Source organism: [Actinomadura] parvosata subsp. kistnae, assembly GCF_900323885.1.
In the GTDB taxonomy this organism is placed as follows: Bacteria; Actinomycetota; Actinomycetes; order Streptosporangiales; family Streptosporangiaceae; genus Nonomuraea; species Nonomuraea composti.
Window position 1 is genome coordinate 2,593,751 of record NZ_OOHJ01000018.1, and the last position, 16,174, is coordinate 2,609,924.

Annotated in this window: 16 protein-coding genes; 12 read left to right on the forward strand and 4 right to left on the reverse strand. The window is 74.5% G+C overall.

Annotated features, from left to right (window positions below; all coding sequences use genetic code 11):
• Positions 1–10: 10 nt before the first annotated feature.
• From KIS93_RS32030 to KIS93_RS32045, 4 genes are all read right to left on the reverse strand, one after another.
• Positions 11–1,423, reverse strand: a complete 1,413-nt coding sequence (locus tag KIS93_RS32030) for an alpha/beta fold hydrolase (protein ID WP_080044144.1) — start codon at positions 1,421–1,423, stop codon at positions 11–13.
• Between the two features lie 112 nt (positions 1,424–1,535).
• Entirely contained in the window at positions 1,536–3,011 is a 1,476-nt protein-coding gene (locus KIS93_RS32035; RefSeq protein ID WP_230465699.1) for an MFS transporter, read from the reverse strand.
• Positions 3,012–3,023: 12 nt separating this feature from the next.
• Positions 3,024–3,167, reverse strand: coding sequence for a hypothetical protein (locus KIS93_RS32040; protein ID WP_155128839.1), 144 nt, complete (start codon positions 3,165–3,167; stop codon positions 3,024–3,026).
• Between the two features lie 76 nt (positions 3,168–3,243).
• Positions 3,244–4,035 carry an isocitrate lyase/PEP mutase family protein gene (locus KIS93_RS32045; protein ID WP_080044143.1) on the reverse strand — a complete coding sequence of 264 codons (792 nt, stop codon included), beginning with the start codon at positions 4,033–4,035 and terminating at the stop codon, positions 3,244–3,246.
• A gap of 277 nt (positions 4,036–4,312) precedes the next feature.
• Here KIS93_RS32045 and KIS93_RS32050 point away from each other — a divergent pair, with 277 nt between their 5' ends.
• The 12 genes from KIS93_RS32050 to KIS93_RS32105 are packed head-to-tail and all read left to right on the forward strand — an operon-like array spanning position 4,313 to position 16,163.
• On the forward strand, positions 4,313–4,582 hold the full coding sequence (locus KIS93_RS32050) for an acyl carrier protein (RefSeq protein WP_080044142.1): 270 nt from the start codon (positions 4,313–4,315) through the stop codon (positions 4,580–4,582).
• 35 nt (positions 4,583–4,617) lie between these two features.
• Positions 4,618–5,853, forward strand: coding sequence for a beta-ketoacyl-[acyl-carrier-protein] synthase family protein (locus KIS93_RS32055; RefSeq protein WP_080044141.1), 1,236 nt, complete (start codon positions 4,618–4,620; stop codon positions 5,851–5,853).
• Positions 5,853–6,998, forward strand: a complete 1,146-nt coding sequence (locus KIS93_RS32060; protein WP_080044140.1) for a beta-ketoacyl synthase N-terminal-like domain-containing protein — start codon at positions 5,853–5,855, stop codon at positions 6,996–6,998. Before KIS93_RS32055 ends, KIS93_RS32060 begins: the two co-directional genes overlap by 1 nt.
• The gene (locus KIS93_RS32065; RefSeq protein ID WP_080044139.1) at positions 6,995–7,951 is read left to right on the forward strand and encodes a beta-ketoacyl synthase N-terminal-like domain-containing protein; all 957 of its coding nucleotides are present in this window, start codon (positions 6,995–6,997) and stop codon (positions 7,949–7,951) included. Before KIS93_RS32060 ends, KIS93_RS32065 begins: the two co-directional genes overlap by 4 nt.
• Positions 7,948–8,769 (forward strand): alpha/beta fold hydrolase, encoded by an 822-nt coding sequence (locus KIS93_RS32070; RefSeq protein WP_080044138.1) that lies wholly within the window; start codon positions 7,948–7,950, stop codon positions 8,767–8,769. The genes KIS93_RS32065 and KIS93_RS32070 overlap by 4 nt, the downstream gene beginning before the upstream one ends.
• Positions 8,766–9,713, forward strand: a complete 948-nt coding sequence (locus KIS93_RS32075) for a thioesterase family protein (protein ID WP_080044137.1) — start codon at positions 8,766–8,768, stop codon at positions 9,711–9,713. The genes KIS93_RS32070 and KIS93_RS32075 overlap by 4 nt, the downstream gene beginning before the upstream one ends.
• On the forward strand, positions 9,710–10,852 hold the full coding sequence (locus KIS93_RS32080) for a beta-ketoacyl-[acyl-carrier-protein] synthase family protein (RefSeq protein WP_080044136.1): 1,143 nt from the start codon (positions 9,710–9,712) through the stop codon (positions 10,850–10,852). The genes KIS93_RS32075 and KIS93_RS32080 overlap by 4 nt, the downstream gene beginning before the upstream one ends.
• Positions 10,849–12,090: a beta-ketoacyl synthase N-terminal-like domain-containing protein gene (locus tag KIS93_RS32085; RefSeq protein ID WP_080044135.1), complete on the forward strand. Its 1,242-nt coding sequence runs from the start codon at positions 10,849–10,851 to the stop codon at positions 12,088–12,090. Before KIS93_RS32080 ends, KIS93_RS32085 begins: the two co-directional genes overlap by 4 nt.
• A complete protein-coding gene (locus KIS93_RS32090) occupies positions 12,084–12,908 on the forward strand; it encodes an enoyl-ACP reductase FabI (RefSeq protein WP_080044134.1) in 825 nt (274 codons plus the stop codon). Before KIS93_RS32085 ends, KIS93_RS32090 begins: the two co-directional genes overlap by 7 nt.
• Positions 12,909–12,917: 9 nt before the next feature.
• A complete protein-coding gene (locus KIS93_RS32095) occupies positions 12,918–14,027 on the forward strand; it encodes a beta-ketoacyl synthase N-terminal-like domain-containing protein (protein WP_080044133.1) in 1,110 nt (369 codons plus the stop codon).
• Complete coding sequence (accD, locus tag KIS93_RS32100) at positions 14,024–15,736, forward strand: acetyl-CoA carboxylase, carboxyltransferase subunit beta (RefSeq protein ID WP_080044132.1); 1,713 nt, start codon at positions 14,024–14,026, stop codon at positions 15,734–15,736. The genes KIS93_RS32095 and accD overlap by 4 nt, the downstream gene beginning before the upstream one ends.
• The gene (locus KIS93_RS32105; RefSeq protein ID WP_080044131.1) at positions 15,729–16,163 is read left to right on the forward strand and encodes an acetyl-CoA carboxylase biotin carboxyl carrier protein; all 435 of its coding nucleotides are present in this window, start codon (positions 15,729–15,731) and stop codon (positions 16,161–16,163) included. The genes accD and KIS93_RS32105 overlap by 8 nt, the downstream gene beginning before the upstream one ends.
• Positions 16,164–16,174 lie beyond the last annotated feature (11 nt).

The following is a 16,174-nucleotide window of genomic DNA, read 5'->3' on the forward strand; positions in this document are numbered from 1 at the left end:
GTGCCCAGTATCACGCGGGCCAGGAGGGGCACGTGGTGCCGGGCGCGGGCAGCCTGCCGTCGATCAGGTACCGGTCCACGTGGGCGATCACGCAGGGGTCTCCGGCGTTGAGGTAGCGGCCGTGGCCGACGTCGTCGTACTTGATCGTGACCGAGCCGGGGACCTGGTCGGTGATGGCGCGGACGGAGGGGTACTCGTAGACCGGGCCGACGCCGAGCAGCGGCGGCAGCTTGCCGACCGGCAGCGGCGCGGGCGGGTTGGGGGCCTTGGGCGCCCACGGCGAGCAGGCGAGCCAGGCGTTCTCGCGTACGCCGGAGAAGTTCGGCGAGATCGCGGCCGAGCGCCGCACCGCCGCGCGGTAGGCGCGGTAGCCGTCGTAGCGGAACCCGTCGGCGCAGTTCACCGCGAGCATGGCGGTCACGCGCGGCGGCATGCCGCGGCCCTGCGGGTCGAACCCGGACGCGTCGCCCTTCGCGGCGCTCGCGATGGCCTCCCCCAGCTTGGGCCAGCGCGCCTTGTCGCCGACCATGGCGTAGGCGAGGGACTTGAGGTCGTCCCCGTCGTAGCGGCGCGTGCCGGCGGCCAGGGGGCGGCGCTCGGCCCGCCGCACGACGGCCTGCCAGGTCTTCTCCACCTCGGCGTCGCGCAGCGCGCAATCGGAGGAGCCGGCGCACCAGCGGACGAACCGCCGGAACCCCGCCTCCAGCCCCTCGTACTGCAGCCGCTCCGACTTCGCGAAGGGGTCCACGTGGTCGGGCACGCTGTCCAGCGCCATCGCGCGCAGCCGGTGCGGGAACAGCCGCGCGTAGGAGGCCCCGAGCACGCCGCCGTAGGAGTTGCCGAGGAAGGAGATCTTCTCCTCGCCCAGGGCGGCGCGAACGGCGTCCATGTCGCGGGCCTGGGAGGCGGAGTCGAGGTGGGCGAACAGGTCGGGCACGGCGTCCCGGCAGGCAGCGATGCCGGCGGCGTTCGCCTTCAGCACCTGGTCGTACTCGCGCCTGCTGTCGGGGGTGGCGAACGCGGGACCGGCCGCGCAGCTCTCCAGCGGAACGTGCTCGCCGCTCACCCCGCCGCGCGGGTTCCAGGTGACGACGTTCATGCGGGTACGCAGGCCGGCGAAGCGCGGCAGCGCCCGCGACAACTCCTGCACTCCTGCGCCACCGGGGCCTCCCGGGTTGAACAGCACGGTGCCCACTGCCGCACCCGTCGCCGGCGCCCGGCCCACGGTGAGGGTGATCGTCTTGCCGCCGGGCTTCGACCAGTCGACGGGGACGGTCAGCTTGGCGCACTGCAACTCGGCCGAGATCTTCTCCCCGCACGCCGACCAGGTCAGGGACGGCGCCGCGGCGGAGGCCGCGGGAACGTGCGCTCCCAGCATCGCCACCAGGGGCAGGGCAAGCAGGACTGATCGTGGGCGGGTCATCGCATCCTCCAACAAGAGCGCCACGGACGACCTCACACGCTAGGCACGCCGGTCTCCCGCCACATCTGCCACAAGACATACCTCCGGCCCGCCCGCCGAGGCGGCGGGGAGGTCAGCCGGCGGTGCGGGTGGCCGGCTCCGCGTGCTCGCGCCGGTCGGCGGGGGCGGCGGTGCGCAGGCCGAAGGCGGAGATCACGGCTCCCACGACGACCATGGCCACGGGGACGACGAGCGCGGTGCGGTACGCGGCCAGCGTCGCGGCCGGTGAGCCGTCCGCCCCGGCCGCGGCCAGGCCGTACACCGCGGTCGCCGCGGAGATGCCGACCGCGCCGCCGAACTGGGTGAACGTGTAGAGCAGCCCGCTCGCCAGGCCCTGCTCCCCCTCGGGCACGCTGCCCGTGGCCGCGATGGTGAGCGGGCCGTAGGCGAGGGCGAAGGCGACGCCGGAGGTGATCAGGGTGGGGAACATCGCCAGGTATGGCCAGGTAGCGCCGACGGGCAGGAAGAGCCCGTACGCCACGACGGCCAGCAGGAAGCCGCCGAAGATGACCCGGGCGTTGCCGTACCGCCGCACCAGGCGGGGAGTGAGCACGGGGGCGAGCACCGCGTCGCAGCCCATGGCGATCAGCGCGATCGCGGTCTGCAGCGAGGACCAGCCGCGCAGCTCCTGGAGGTAGAGCGTGACGATGAACTGGAAGCCGAAGAACGCGCCCAGGAACAACATCGCGGCGACGTCGGCGCGTACCATCGCGGCCTTGCGGAAGATCCGCGGCGGGACGAGCGGTGACCTGGCGCGCCGTTCGATGACGATGAACGCCGCCAGCAGCACCAGCCCGGCGGCGAGCGCGCCGAGCGTCTGGCCGAGATCGTCGCCGCCGTGTTCGAGGCGGATGATGCCGTAGGCGAGCAGCAGCATCGCGGCGGCGGCGCTGGCCGCGCCCGCCAGGTCGTAGCCGTGCCGGGCAGGGGCGGGGCGGGTCTCCGCGGGGACCAGTTTGATCGCGGCCAGGAGGAGGGCGCAGGTCACCAGGACGGGGGCGAAGAACACCCAGCGCCAGCCCAGCTCCGTCAGCAGCCCGCCGATGATGAGGCCCAGCGAGAAGCCGCCGGCGCCGACGCCGGCGAAGACCAGCAGCGCCTTGTCGCGCTGCGGCCCCTCCGGGTACGACGTCGTGATGATCGACAGGGCGGCGGGCGTCATGAAGGCCGCCGCCACGCCGGTGACGAACCGGGCCACGACCAGCATCCAGCCGCCGGTCGCGAAGCCGCCCAGCATGGAGAAGACCAGGAAGACGCCCAGCGAGACGAGGAACGTCCGGCGCCGGCCCAGCAGGTCGGCGGTGCGGCCGCCGAGCAGCGTGAAGCCGGCGTAGCCGAGCACGTAACCGCTCATCACCCACGCCGCCGTGCCGGTGGTCAGGCCGAGGTCGGCGCGGATGGTGGGGATGGCGACGGCGAGCATGGCGACGTCGCTGCCCTCAAGGAAGATCGAGCCGCACAGGACGAGCAGCAGGACCCAGGCACGCCCGCTCATGCGGGCCGCGGAGCCTGTGGACACGGACGCGGTGGACATGGACGCGGTGGACACGGACGCGGCTCCTCACCCGTCGCGTCGCCCGGCCGCGACCGGCTCGTCGGCGAAGGACGCGGTACGTCGCGCCCGCTCGTCGGCGAAGGACGCGGTACGTCGCGCCCGCTCGTCCGCGACGGTCGCCGTGCGTTCCCGAGCCTCCCCGATCACCATGGCCGGGACCGTACCAAGCGGCCGGCGGCCCGGACCACACATTTTCTCCGGGCCCGGCCATGGGAGGAGGCCCCGGTCACGCCCCCGGCTGCGTGAGCCGCTGCAGGTCGCCGTACGGCAGGGCGTCGGCGGTCGTGTCGTACGTCCCGGAGGACAGCAGCTCGGCCGTGGAGCGGGCCGCGACGGCGTAGGCGGCCTGGGCGATGGCGGAGCCGAGGCTGACGCGGACCGCGCCGGCGGCGGCGAACTCGGCAACGGACGGCGCGCCCGCCCACGCCATGACGGCGATGGGCAGCGGCCCGGCCGCGAGCTCGGCGATCGCCGCCAGGTCGATCAGGCCGGGGACGAACAGGCTGCTGGCCCCGGCCGCGGCGTACGCCTCGGAGCGCTTCAGCGCCTCCTGGACGCCGTTGTCGGTGCCGAGGAGGAAGACGTCGGTGCGGGCGTTGATCCACGCGGGGATGCCGAGGCGGTCGGCGGCGGCGCGCGCGGCGGCCAGGCGTTCGGCCTGCTCGGACGGGTCGAGCAGGGCGCCGCCGGCCGCGTCCTCGATGTTCACGCCGACGGCGCCGGCCTGGAGGACGGCGGTGACGGTGGCGTCGATGTCGCCGTAGCCGGACTCGATGTCGGCGGTGACCGGTACGTCCACGGCCGCCGCGATCCGCTCGACGACCGCGGCGACGCGTTCCGTGCCGAGGTCGGCCCCGTCGGGGACGCCGAGCGACCAGGCGACGCCCGCGCTGGTGGTGGCGACGGCCTTGGCTCCGGCGTCGGCGACGACGATGGCGGAGGCGACGTCCCAGGCGTTGGGCAGGAGCAGCGGGTCACCCTTTTTGTGGAGGGATGCGAGGATTTCGGCCTTTGACATGGTGCCGATCTTAGGGGCGCTCCCCCGCCGCCGCTGGCCGGATTCAGACCTCATCAGCGTCGCCACGTCCGGCGAGGTGGGCCGGCCCCGCCGGTCGCCCGCGTGGTGCTCGCGGCGTACCCACCCCTTGAGTTCGACCTGGCGGCCGTCAAGAATCCCGGAAAACGCCCTTTTCCGCCTTGTATAGGAAAAGTATAGCGGTCCGCAGAATTATTTCCTCCGTCTAATCGCTTCGGTGCAGTCGCGCCACCCGATCCGCGCCATTAATGGAGGAAGAATGACCGATCTGAACGTGTCGGCCGGTCTCGACCCGGCCCAGCGCACCCAGATCAAGGACATCATCTGCGAGATCCTCGAGCTCGACCCCGAGGAGGTCTCCGAGACCAGCCTGTTCAACGAGGACCACGGCGCGGACTCCCTGCGGGCCATCGAGATCCTCGCCGCCCTGGAGCGCACCTTCAAGATCACCATCGATCAGGAGGAACTGCCCAGGATGACCAACCTCGCGGGCGTCCACACCGTCGTCGAGGAGTCGTTCGCACGGTAAAGCCGCGGACGGCGACCGGGGACGGGAGGACTTTGATGAGCGGTCAGGGAACGGGCCGGAACGGCTCCAGGCGGCGGGTGGTCATCACCGGGATCGGCGCCATTTCGAGTATCGGAATAGGCGTCGACGATTTCCGGTCGGGGCTGCGGGAAGGGCGTAGCGGCGTCAAATCCATCACCGCTTTCGACACGACCGGATTCGAATACGCCAACGCGTGCGAGATCACCGATTTCGATCCGGCCGCGCTGATCGGCCGTCTCGACCCGGCGGGGCTCGGCCGGGCCAGCCAGCTCTCGGTGGCGGCGGCGGGCATGGCGGTGCGCGACGCCGGCCTGCCGCCGGAGGAGCTGCGCGCCCGGCGCGCGCTGGTGTCGGTCGGCACCACGAACGGCGAGGGCCGCGACTTCGACACGCTCACCCGCCAGGGCATCGACGGCAGCCTCGACCCGGCGCTGAGCGCCCGGGTCGGCGCCGGGCGGCTGTCGTCGAGCATCGCCCGCGAGCTGGGCCTGACCGACGTCGAGGCCGTCACCCTGCCCACCGCGTGCGCGGCCGGCAACTACGCGATCGGCTACGGCTTCGACGCCGTGCAGAGCGGTGACGTCGACGTCGCCCTCTGCGGGGGCGCGGACGCCCTCGACCGCAAGACGTTCGCCGGCTTCTACCGGCTCGGCACGATCGCCCCGGAGATGTGCCAGCCGTTCGACCGCTCCCGCCGGGGCATCCTCACCGGAGAGGGCGCCGGCATCCTGCTCCTGGAGAGCCTGGAGGCGGCGCTCGCCCGAGGGGCGCGCGTCTACGCCGAGATCCTCGGGTTCGCGCTGAACTGCGACGCCCACCACCCGGTCGCCCCCGACCGCGACAGCATCGCCGCGTGCATGCGCCTGGCGCACAAGGACGCCGGGGTCAAGCCGGAGGAGATCGACTTCATCTCCGCGCACGGCACCGGCACCAAGGCGAACGACATCACCGAGGCCCGCGCCATCCACCAGGTGTTCGGCGGCCGGCCGCCAGCCACCGTCTCCATCAAGTCCATGCTCGGGCACTCCATGGGCGCCGCCAGCGCCCTGGCCTGCGCCGCCTGCGCGCTGGGCATCGCCGAGGGCTTCATCCCGCCGACGATCAACCACGTCGACACCGACCCGGACTGCGCGCTCGACGTCGTGCCCAACCAGGCCCGCCCGGCGGAGCTGAACGTGGTGCAGAACAACGCGCTCGCCTTCGGCGGCAACAACGCGGTCATCGTCCTCGGCAAGTGCCGGGAGTCGTGATGATCGACGTGTGCGGGGCCGGCGCCGTCGCCAGTGCGGGCGCGAGCGTACGGGAGATCTTCGAGGCGCTGTGCGCGGGGCGGGGAGAGGCCGCCGAGCCGCGCGGCTTCGACCTGACCAAGTACCGGGCCAGGCTCGCGTTCGAGATCGACGACCGGCCCGAGCCCGGCCGTGACGTGCCGCTGCGCTCGACCCGCTGGCTGGAGGACGTCGTCGCGATGGCCGCCCGCGACGCCGGGCTCGGCGAGGACCTGAGCGACGTGCCGGTGCTGGTCGGCACCACGCTGCGGGAGCTGCGCTCCGTCGAGCTGAGCTGGCGCGACGGCGTCCCGTTTGACACCGGCGAGCTGCACTTCGGCACCGCGCTGCGCCGCCGCTTCGACGCCGCCCAGACCTACACCGTGGCCAACGCCTGCTCGGCCTCCCTGTACGCGCTCGCGCTCGGCACCGACCTGCTCGCCGCGCACGCCGCCGACGCGGTGATCGTGGCCGGGGTGGACAACATCTCCGAGAGCACGTACGGGCTGCTCGACCGCTGCTACCCCGAGGCGCCCGACGCGTTGCGGCCCTTCGACAGGAACCGCAGGGGCATGCTCCAGGGCGAGGGCGCGGCGGCCGTAGTGCTGCGTCGCGGCGGAGAGGGCGGAGAGGGCGGGGCGCGCGTGCACGGCCGGATCCGCTCGGTCGCGGTGAACTGCGACGCCCACCATCCTTCCGCGCCCGACGCCAAGAGCATCTCGATCGCGATCAGGCAGGCGCACGAGCGGGCCGGCGTCGGCCCGGCCGACATCGACCTGCTCATGCTGCACGGCACCGGGACGCCGCTGAACGACGAAGCCGAGGCCCGCAGCGTCGGCGAGGTCTTCGACGAGGTGCGGCCGTCCCCGTGGATGACGGCGATCAAGTCGATGACCGGTCACACGGCGGGGGCCTCCGGCCTGCACAGCCTGCTCGTGGCGCTGGAGTCGCTGCGGGCGGGCGTGGTGCCGCCCGTGCTGGGCGTCACCGACGTCATGGACGAGATGGCCGGCCTGCGCCTCGTCCGCGACCGGGCCGTGCCCGCCGACCTGCGGGTGGCGCAGGTGAACGCGTTCGGCTTCGGCGGGCTCAACGCCGTGGCCGTGGTCGAGAGGGCGGCCCCATGACGGTGATCACAGGGACCGGCGCCGCCGTCCGCGGCGTCCACCGGCCCGCGGACCTGCTGCTCGACCTCCTGCCTCCGGGCGGCGACGACCCGGTCACCCGGCTGAAGGGGCGCGGCCTGCGCTACAAGGACCGGGCGACCAAGCTGGCGCTGTGCGCGGGCGGCGACGCGCTCGCCGAGGCCGGGCTGCTGCTCGACCCGGGGCTGGCCGTGCCAGGAGAGAGCGTCGGCGTCGTGGCCAGCACCAATTACGGGAACGTGGACACGGTCTGCGCGACCGTGTCCGTCATCGCCGAGAGCGGCTACGGCGCGACCAGCCCCATGATGCTGCCCGCCACCGCCAGCAACGTGACCGCCTCCTGGCTGGCCATCTCGTACGGGCTGCGCGGCGTCAACCTCACCCTGTGCAACGGCGGCACCTCCGGGCTCGACGCCCTCCACTGGGCCCGGACGATGATCGACGCCGGCCGGGTGGAACGCATGCTCGTGGTGGGCGTCGAGCCGGCCAACGAGATGGTGGAGCGGCTGGCCGGACCGGTGTTCGACGGGGCGGTGGCGCTGGTGCTGGAGTCCGCCGGATCCGCCGCCGCCCGTGGGGCCCGGCCCCTGGCCAGGCTGGACGGGTACGCCCGCCGCGGCACCCACGGGCAGGCCGTCGCCGCCGTCCTGGGCCCGTCCCCGGCCGTGGGGTTGTGGTGCGCGCCCGAACGGCGCGAGGTGAGCCAGGTGGACGGCGCGCGCGTGCACGACCTGACCGCGCTGCTCGGGCCCTGCTCCGGCGCGCTCGGCGTGGCCCAGTGCGTGGCGGGGGCCGCGTGGCTGGGCGCGGGCGGTCGCGGGGACGTCCTGGCCAGTACGACCGGACCGGACGCCGCTGCCGCCGCCCTCCTGACCTCCGCCGGTACGTCCCCGGCGACCCCCGCCCGCCCGGCCACGGCTGGAGCCGCCCGATGAACGCCGCGCACGCGCCGCTCACGAACACCGCCCACGCGCCACTTGCGAACGCCGCCCACGCGTGGGTGCCGGTGCGGTGCCGGCGGGCCGGCGCCGGAGAGCGGCCCGTGCGGGTGCTGCTGCTCCACGGTCTGGGCGGGGGCCCGTCCACCTGGCACCGGTTCGCCGACCTGGCGGCCCCGCACCTGGAGCTCCTGGAGGCGGACCTGCCCTGGTCGGCCACCGGCACCGGCGAGTGGAGCAGGCAGGCCGACGCCACCCCGTGGATCAGGGCCGCCGTGGCCGCAGCCGGGGACGTCGAGCTGGTCGTCGCCCACTCCTTCGCCGCCAACGTGCTGCTGGAGGCCGCCGCCACCGGCGGACCCTCGATCGCGGCCGTGCTGGTCTCGCCGTTCTACCGCTCCGCCCCCGCCGAGTTCGACTGGGCGACCATCGAGAGCTACCTCGACGGCTTCCACGGCATCCTCGACGACGGCCTGCGCGTCAGCTCCGGCGACCGCCTGGCCGCCGGGCTGCGCCGCGACATGGCGTTGCGGCTGCGCGAGCGGCTCGGCCCGTACGGCTGGATGCGCTTCTTCGACTCCTACCTGCGCTCGCCGCTGCTCGACACCGCCGCCGTCACCGCGCCCTGCCTGGTCGTCAGCGGCACCGACGACCTCGCCGCCCCGCCGCGCGACGGCCGGACGCTGGCCATGGCGCTGCCGCGGGCCCGCTTCGAGGCCCTGCCCGCAGGCCACCTGCCGATGATCGAGCAGGCGCACCGATTCGCCGAGCTGGTCGGTGAGTTCGCCGCGACACTACCCCTGGAGATCACGTGACCGTCACCCGCCTGGAGATCCGGCCCCGGTACGAGGGTGCGAACATCGGCACCTGGATCGGCTTCAAACACCTGAACTACCTCGTCGAGGAGGCGGTGCTGGAGCACCTGCGCCGCACGGGGATGCCGGTCACCGACCTCTACCACGACCACGGACTCTGCGTGGACCTGGTGGACATCGACACCCGCATCCTGCGCGCGCTGCGCGTGGACGACCTGGCGACGGCCGAGGTGAGCGCGGCCGAGCCGGGCGCGCTGCGTTTCGCCGTCGCGATCCGCCCGGACGCCGAGTCGGCGAAGGCCGTCTCCGCCAAGGTCACGGTGGCGCTGCGGCACGACCCGCGCGGCGGCGAGAGCGCCGACATCCCGCCACGGCTGCGCCCCTACGCCGTGGACCGGCTCGGCGACGGCGACAAGGCGGTGGAGGTGCCCGAGAGCGCGGACCCGATCGCGTTCCTGACCGAGGGACGCAACGCCTTCGGCTGGAAGTGGCGCATCCCGTACTTCTACTGCCACTTCACCGAGCGGCTGCAGATGTCGGGCTACCTGCGGATCATGGAGGAGGTCGTGGACCTGTTCCTGGCCGACCGGGGCGTGTCCGTGAAGCGGCTGCTGGACGAGCAGCGGTGGATCCCCGCCGTCCCGCACTCCCGCGTCACGCTGCTCGACGAGGCCCTGATGGAGGAGGACCTCTACACCGTCCTGACGGTCGAGGAGGTCTACAAGCGGCTCACCTACACCTCCCGCATGGACTGCTACGTGCTGCGCGACGGGCGGCTCGTCCCCACCGCGACCGGGCGCATCACCCACGGCTACGCCGAGCTGGCCGGCCGCTCCGAGTGGGGGCTGGTGTCATTCGACGACCGCCTCGCGGGCGCGCTCTCCGGTGCCGCGCTCTCCGGTGCGGCGCTCTCCGGTGCGGCGCTTCCCGGTGCGGCGCGATGACCGACGTCCTGGTCACCGGCGTCGGCGCGGTCACCTGCCAGGGGTACGGCGCCGCGGCGCTCCAGCAGGCCATGACCGGCGCCGTCGCCCCGGTGCCCGAGCGCATCCCCGACCCCGGCGCGAACCTGCGCCACCCGCTGATCCTGCGCGTCCCCGGCGTCGCGCCCGGCCGGGGACGGGCCGCCCGGCTGGTCACCACCGCCGTGAGCGAGGCGCTCAGGGACGCCGGCCTGGAGCGGCGCCCCTGGCCGGGACGGGTCGGCGTGGTGATCGGCTCGTGCATGGGCGAGGCCATGCTGCACGAGAGTGGCAGGTGCGCGGAGGACGACGGCGCCGGGTGGCGGCCCACGTTCCGGCTCGCCTCGGCGGTGGGCGAATGGCTGGGCGCCTTCGGCGTCAACACGAGCATCAGCAACGCCTGCGCCGCCGGCGGGTTCGCGCTGTGCCTGGCCGCCGACCTCATCAGGAGCGGCGAGGCCGACATGGTCATCAGCGGCGGCGTGGACGCGTACTCCAGGGTCGGGTGGGCCTCCTTCGACCGGCTGGGCGCCATCGACCCCGTACGGTGCCGGCCGTTCGACCGGGAGCGGCGCGGCACCATCCTCGCCGAGGGCGCCGGGATCCTCGTGCTGGAGTCGGGCGAGCACGCCCGCGAGCGCGGCGCCATCGGGTACGGCCGGATCGCCGGCGCGGGCTGGAGCTGCGACGCCCACCACCTCACCGCCCCCGAGCCCACCGGGGAGCAGATCGTGCGCGCCATGCGCGAGGCACTGGGCGGCTCCGGCGAGCCCGGCTGCGTCATCCCGCACGGCACCGGGACCCGCCTGAACGACCTGGTCGAGAGCCGGGCCCTGCGCCAGGTGCTCGGGGCACGCACCGGCGAGGTGCCGCTCTACAGCGCCAAAGCGCTGGTCGGGCACACCGGCGGCGCGGCGGCGGCGCTCGGCGCGGTGGCGGCGGCGCTGATCCTGCGCTCCGGCACCGTGCCGCAGAACGTCGCCATCGGCGAGCAGGACCCCGAGTGTGAGGTCTACCTGCCGGTGTCCGGCCCGGTACGGCTCAGGACGCCCCGCGTGATGGTCAACGCCTACGCCTTCGGCGGCAACAACGCCTCCTTCGTCCTGGAGCAGGCCGCATGACCGGGGACGTCGTCGTGACCGGCGTGGGCATCGTCGCCCCCGGCACCGCCGCGCCCACCGGCCGGTCCGGTGGCCCGCGCGACATCTCGTCCACCGGCGCGCCCAGCGGCCGGTCCGGCGGCGCGCTCGACGGGCCCTCCGCCGGCGTGCCCAGCGGCACGTCCGGCTGCCCGCTTGACGGGCTCTCCGCCGGCGTGCCCAGCCGCACGTCCGGGAGCGCGCCGGGCGGGCGGGAGTCGTGGTTCGACGTGGCCGCGGAGCTGGGGCCGCGGGGGTACAAGTACCTTCCGCCCGCCTCCCAGTACCTTCTCGCCGCCGCGCGCCGGGCCGTCGCGGCGGCGGGCGGCCTGGAGCACGCGGCGCCGCACCGGCGGGCGGCGGCCGTCGGGACGAACGGGGCCCTGCGCGCCTACTTCGACGACGTCGACGCCAAGGTCACCGGGGGCCACTCCGACGACCTCAGCCCGGCCGGCGCCCCCTACTTCGCCGTCAACGTGCTCAGCGGGCGCCTGGCCAGCGAGCACCTGCTCAAGGCGTTCAGCCTGACGCTGACCTCGCCGCGGGTGGCCGGGTTCGAGGCCGTGGAGACGGGGGCGCGGGCGCTGGCGCTCGGCCGGGCCGACGTGCTGGTGGCCGCCGCGATGGAGCACGGCCTGCCGCACCACGCCCCCGGCCTCCCCATGGAGCAGGGCGCGGTGGCGATCGTGCTGGAGCCGCGGGCCCGTGCCGAGGAGCGTGGCGCGGTCGTGCTCGGCACGTGCTTCGCCCGCGCGGGGTTCGCGCCCCCGGGCCTGGCGGCCACCTCCGAGGGGCGGCGCCGGCTGGCCGAGCAGGTCGAGCGGGCGGCGGCCGAGCTCGGGGCCGCCGACGCCGAGGTGTACCAGGTGCTGGACGGCTCGCCGGTGAGCCGCGCCCTGGAGGCCGCCGCCGGCGCCGTGGGCCTGACGGTCCGGCCCGCCGTCGTGGCCGGGGGCGGGTGCCTGGCGCCGTCGTTGCTGCTGGCCCGCTCGTTCGTCCCGGCGGAACGGCCCCGCCTCGTGATCACGGCGACGGCCGAGGGCAACTTCGCCCTCGCCGGCGCCCGCCCCGCACCCGCGCACCGCGAAAGCCGCGCGCCCGCGCACAACGAAAGCCCCGCACCCGCGCACAACGAAAGCCGCGCACCTGGGGGCCGCTCGCCGTCAGGGGCCGGAAGCTCCTACCGCCCGCCTCAGCCAACCGGGAGTCAGCCATGTTGATGCCACTCGACAAGACCTGGGGCCTGGTCCTGGGCGCCTCCAGCGGGATCGGCCGGGCCTGCGCGCTGGCCATGGCCGAGCAGGGCATGAACGTCGTCGGCGTGCACTTCGACACCGCCGCCATGCGGGACTCGGTGGCCCGGCTGGAGGAGGAGGTGGAGGCGTACGGGGTGCGGGCCAGCTTCCACAACGTCAACGCCGCGCGCAAGCCCGTACGGCAGGAGATGGTGGACACGATCGCCGAGCTGACCGACGGCGCGGGCCTGAAGATCCTGCTGCACTCGCTGGCGTTCGGCACCCTCGTGCGTTACCTGCCCGGCGACGGGAGCGATGCCCGGCTCAGCCAGCGGCAGCTCGAAATGACGATGGACGTGATGGCGCACAGCCTCGTCTACTGGGCGCAGGACCTGGCCGCCGCCGGGCTGCTGCCGCCGGGCGCCAAGGTGTTCGCGATGACGAGCGCCGGCGCCGTCCAGCACCTGCCCAGCTACGGCGCGGTGTCGGCGGCCAAGTGCGCGCTGGAGTCGCACGTGCGCCAGCTCGCCTGCGAGCTGGCCCCCCACGGCGTGGCGGTGAACGCGCTGCGGGCCGGTGTCACGCTCACCCCGGCGCTGCGGCGCATCCCGGAGCACGGCGAGTTCGCCACGCAGAGCGCGCGCAACAACCCCCACCACCGGCTGACCACCCCCGAGGACGTCGCCGAGGCCGTGGTGCTGCTCTCGCGCACCAGCTCCTCGTGGATCACCGGCAACACGATCGGGGTGGACGGCGGCGAGCTGCTGGCCGCGGGCGCCTCGTGGGCACGCGACGACACCTGAGGAGAGATCATGGATGAGCTGGTCATGTCGGGATGGTCCGTCGCCTCGCCCTTCGGGCTGGGGGTGGACCCGTTCGCCGCCGGGATCGGCGCGGGGCGGCGTCCGGTGTCCACCCCCGTCAGCGGGCCGTTCGACGAGGCGTGCGTCATTCCCGGCTTCGACATCCCCGCCGTGCTCGGCCCCAAGGGCACCCGCGCCATGGACCGCGCGACCGGCATCGCGGTCGCCGGGGTCGGGATGCTGCTGGAGCAGTACGGCGCGGGCCTGACCGACCGCCCGGAGAGCGTCGGGCTCGTGCTCGGCACCGGGTCCGGCAGCGTGCAGAGCATCATCGACTTCACCAGGGAGTCGATGACCGGCGACAAGCCGTACCACGTGGACCCGGCCCGCTTCCCCAACACCGTCATGAACCGGGCCGCCGGGCAGAGCGCCATCTGGCACGGACTCAAGGGCCCGAACGCCACCGTCGCGGGCGGCGCCGCCACCGGCCTGCTCGCCCTCAACTACGCCACCCGCCTGCTGCGGCGGGGGCGTTGCGAGACGATCCTGTGCGGCGCGGTCGAGGAGTTCTCCGAGCACCGCGGCCGGCTGGCCTGGCAGGCGGGGCACCGCGACGAGCCGCTGGGCGAGGGCTGCGCGATCTTCCTGATGGAGACGGGACGGAGTGCCGCCCGCGCGGGGCGCACCCCGCTGGCCACCGTGCTCGGCTCCCGCTTCGCCGCCTTCACCGAGCTGGAGGAGGCCGGGCCGTGCCTGGAGGGCTGCGTCACCGGGTTGCTGGAGCGGCTCTGGCTCGATCCCGGGGACGTGCGGCTGGTGGCCGCGTCCGGCACCAGGGGCGAGCTGGGGGAGCAGGAGGAACTGGGCATCTCCGAGTCGGTCGGCACGGGCGCGGCCCGGCTGCGCTGCCGGGACGTGCTCGGCGACATGGCGGCGGCCTCCGCCGCCTTCCAGCTCGCCGCCGTCCTGGCCGCGAACGGACTGGAAGGCCGGGGCGCGGGAGCTCCGGAAGGCCGGCCTGGTGACATCGCGCTGGTCACGACCATGGACCGGGACGGGGTGACCGGCTGCACCGTGCTGCGGCTGGAAGCCGGCGCCAGAGCGGAACGCGCGGCATGACCTCGATCCTCGACCGCATCAACGCGCTGCCGGCCGACACGTGGCGCCGCTGCCCCGGCTGCTCCGGGCTCGTGCACCGCGACGGCCTGGCCAGGCACGCCCACACGTGCCCGGACTGCGGCCACCACTTCCCGCTGCGGGCGGCCGAGCGCATCGCGATGCTCGCCGACCCCGGCAGCTTCACCGAGCGCCACGGCGACCTCGCCCCGCTGGACCCGCTGTCCTTCACCGACCGGCTGCCCTACCCCGACCGGCTGGCCAGGGCCAGGCGGAGCACCGGGCTGCAGGACGCCGTAGTGACCGGCACCGCCACGCTCGGCGGCCGTCCCGTGGTGCTGGCCGTGCTGGACTTCGCCTTTCTCGGCGGCAGCATGGGCTCGGTCGTGGGCGAGAAGGTCGCCCTGGCCGCCGAGCTGGCCCTGCGCACGAGGGCGCCGCTGGTCGCCGTCTCCGCCTCCGGTGGGGCCCGCATGCAGGAAGGCGTGCTGTCGCTGCTGCAGATGGCCAAGACCGCCGCCGCCGTGCGCCGCCTGCGGGACGCCGGGGTGCCGTACCTGAGTGTGCTGGCCGATCCGGTGTACGGCGGGGTGGCCGCGTCGTTCGCGTCGCTGGGGGACGTGATCGTGGCGGAGGAGGGGGCGCGGGCGGGGTTCGCCGGGCCCCGGGTGATCGAGCAGACGATCAGGCAGGAGCTGCCGCCGGGCTTCCAGACCGCCCGGTTCCTGCACGAGCACGGGCATGTGGACATCGTGGTCCGCCGCCAGGAGCTGCGCGGGACGCTGTCGCGCCTGGTCTCGCTGCTCACGCTGACCGCCGACCGCCCGACGCTCCCGCCCCGCCCCTCTCCTGGCCCCGGCCGCGCCGCCGCCGATCCCGGACGCTCGTCCTCCGCCGGCTCCGGCCGTTCGTCCGAGGAGGAGGCGGTGCCGGACGCGTGGGAGAGCGTGCGGCTGGCCCGCGCGCCCGAGCGGCCCAACGCCACCAGGCGCATCGAGGAGCTGTTCACCGGCTTCACCGAGCTGCACGGCGACCGGCAGAGCGGCGACGACCCGGCGGTGATCGGCGGCCCGGCCCGGCTGGGCGGCGTCGCGGTGATGGTGGTCGCCCACCGCAAGGGCGCCGGCACCGCCGAGAACGTCGCCCGCAACTTCGGCATGCCCCACCCCGCCGGCTACCGCAAGGCCATGCGCCTGTACGGGCTCGCCGAGCGGCACCGCCTGCCGGTGGTGACGCTGGTGGACACGCCGGGCGCGTACCCGGGGATCGCCGCCGAGGAGGGCAACCAGAGCGGCGCGATCGCCGAGTCGCTGGCGCTGGCCGCCGGGCTGCGTACCCCCGTGCTCAGCGTGATCACCGGGGAGGGCGGCAGCGGCGGCGCGCTGGCGCTGGCCGTGGCCGACCGGCTGCTCATCGAGGAGCACGGCGTCTTCTCCGTGATCAGCCCGGAGGGGGCCGCCTCGATCCTGTTCGGCGACGCCTCCCGGGCGCCGGACCTGGCCAGGGCGCTGCGCCTGCGCGCGACCGACCTGCGCGAGCTGGGGCTGGTCGACGCGGTGGTGCCCGAACGGCCGGGGGCGCTGGCGCGGGCGCTGGTGGAGCACCTGGGCGGGCTGCTCGCCGTGCCGGTGGAGGAGCTGGTCGAGCGGCGCTACCGGCGGTTGCGGTCGTACGGGACGTGGACGACGGAGAAGGAAGATCGCCATGGCTGAACTGCACGACACGGTCGAGGCGGCGGCCCGGCTGCTGGACCTGATACGCGGCACCGACGTGCGGCGGCTCCGGCTGGCTGTGGACGACGTGCGCATCGACGTGGAACGCGACGACGGCACCCCTGCGATCACGCAGGTGACCAGCGCAGAAATGGCGGGCGGCGCGGAGGCGGTGGGGACGGGAGCGGTCGTCGCACCTCTCATGGGCGTGTTCTACCAGCGCCCGGCCCCCGACCAGCCGCCGTTCGTCGAGGTGGGCCAGCACGTCCACGCGGGCCAGCAGGTCGCGATCGTCGAGGCCATGAAGAGCATGAACCCGGTGGTCGCCGACCGGGACGGCGTGGTGGCGCGGATCTGCGTGGCCGACGGCGAGGTGGTGGAGTTCGAGCAGCCGCTGCTCGAGCTCGCGCCCGCGGGAAGCGGGTGAGCGCGGTGCGG

Bases quoted from the DNA above. Each gene is read 5' to 3' on its own strand.
- KIS93_RS32045 (WP_080044143.1), bottom strand. From the start codon at position 4,035: ATGTCAAAGGCCGAAATCCTCGCATCCCTCCACAAAAAGGGTGACCCG.
- KIS93_RS32070 (WP_080044138.1), top strand. From the start codon at position 7,948: ATGAACGCCGCGCACGCGCCGCTCACGAACACCGCCCACGCGCCACTT.
- KIS93_RS32060 (WP_080044140.1), top strand. From the start codon at position 5,853: ATGATCGACGTGTGCGGGGCCGGCGCCGTCGCCAGTGCGGGCGCGAGC.
- KIS93_RS32090 (WP_080044134.1), top strand. From the start codon at position 12,084: ATGTTGATGCCACTCGACAAGACCTGGGGCCTGGTCCTGGGCGCCTCC.
- KIS93_RS32095 (WP_080044133.1), top strand. From the start codon at position 12,918: ATGGATGAGCTGGTCATGTCGGGATGGTCCGTCGCCTCGCCCTTCGGG.
- KIS93_RS32055 (WP_080044141.1), top strand. From the start codon at position 4,618: ATGAGCGGTCAGGGAACGGGCCGGAACGGCTCCAGGCGGCGGGTGGTC.
- KIS93_RS32105 (WP_080044131.1), top strand. From the start codon at position 15,729: ATGGCTGAACTGCACGACACGGTCGAGGCGGCGGCCCGGCTGCTGGAC.
- KIS93_RS32050 (WP_080044142.1), top strand. From the start codon at position 4,313: ATGACCGATCTGAACGTGTCGGCCGGTCTCGACCCGGCCCAGCGCACC.
- accD (WP_080044132.1), top strand. From the start codon at position 14,024: ATGACCTCGATCCTCGACCGCATCAACGCGCTGCCGGCCGACACGTGG.
- KIS93_RS32065 (WP_080044139.1), top strand. From the start codon at position 6,995: ATGACGGTGATCACAGGGACCGGCGCCGCCGTCCGCGGCGTCCACCGG.
- KIS93_RS32085 (WP_080044135.1), top strand. From the start codon at position 10,849: ATGACCGGGGACGTCGTCGTGACCGGCGTGGGCATCGTCGCCCCCGGC.
- KIS93_RS32080 (WP_080044136.1), top strand. From the start codon at position 9,710: ATGACCGACGTCCTGGTCACCGGCGTCGGCGCGGTCACCTGCCAGGGG.
- KIS93_RS32040 (WP_155128839.1), bottom strand. From the start codon at position 3,167: ATGGTGATCGGGGAGGCTCGGGAACGCACGGCGACCGTCGCGGACGAG.
- KIS93_RS32030 (WP_080044144.1), bottom strand. From the start codon at position 1,423: ATGACCCGCCCACGATCAGTCCTGCTTGCCCTGCCCCTGGTGGCGATG.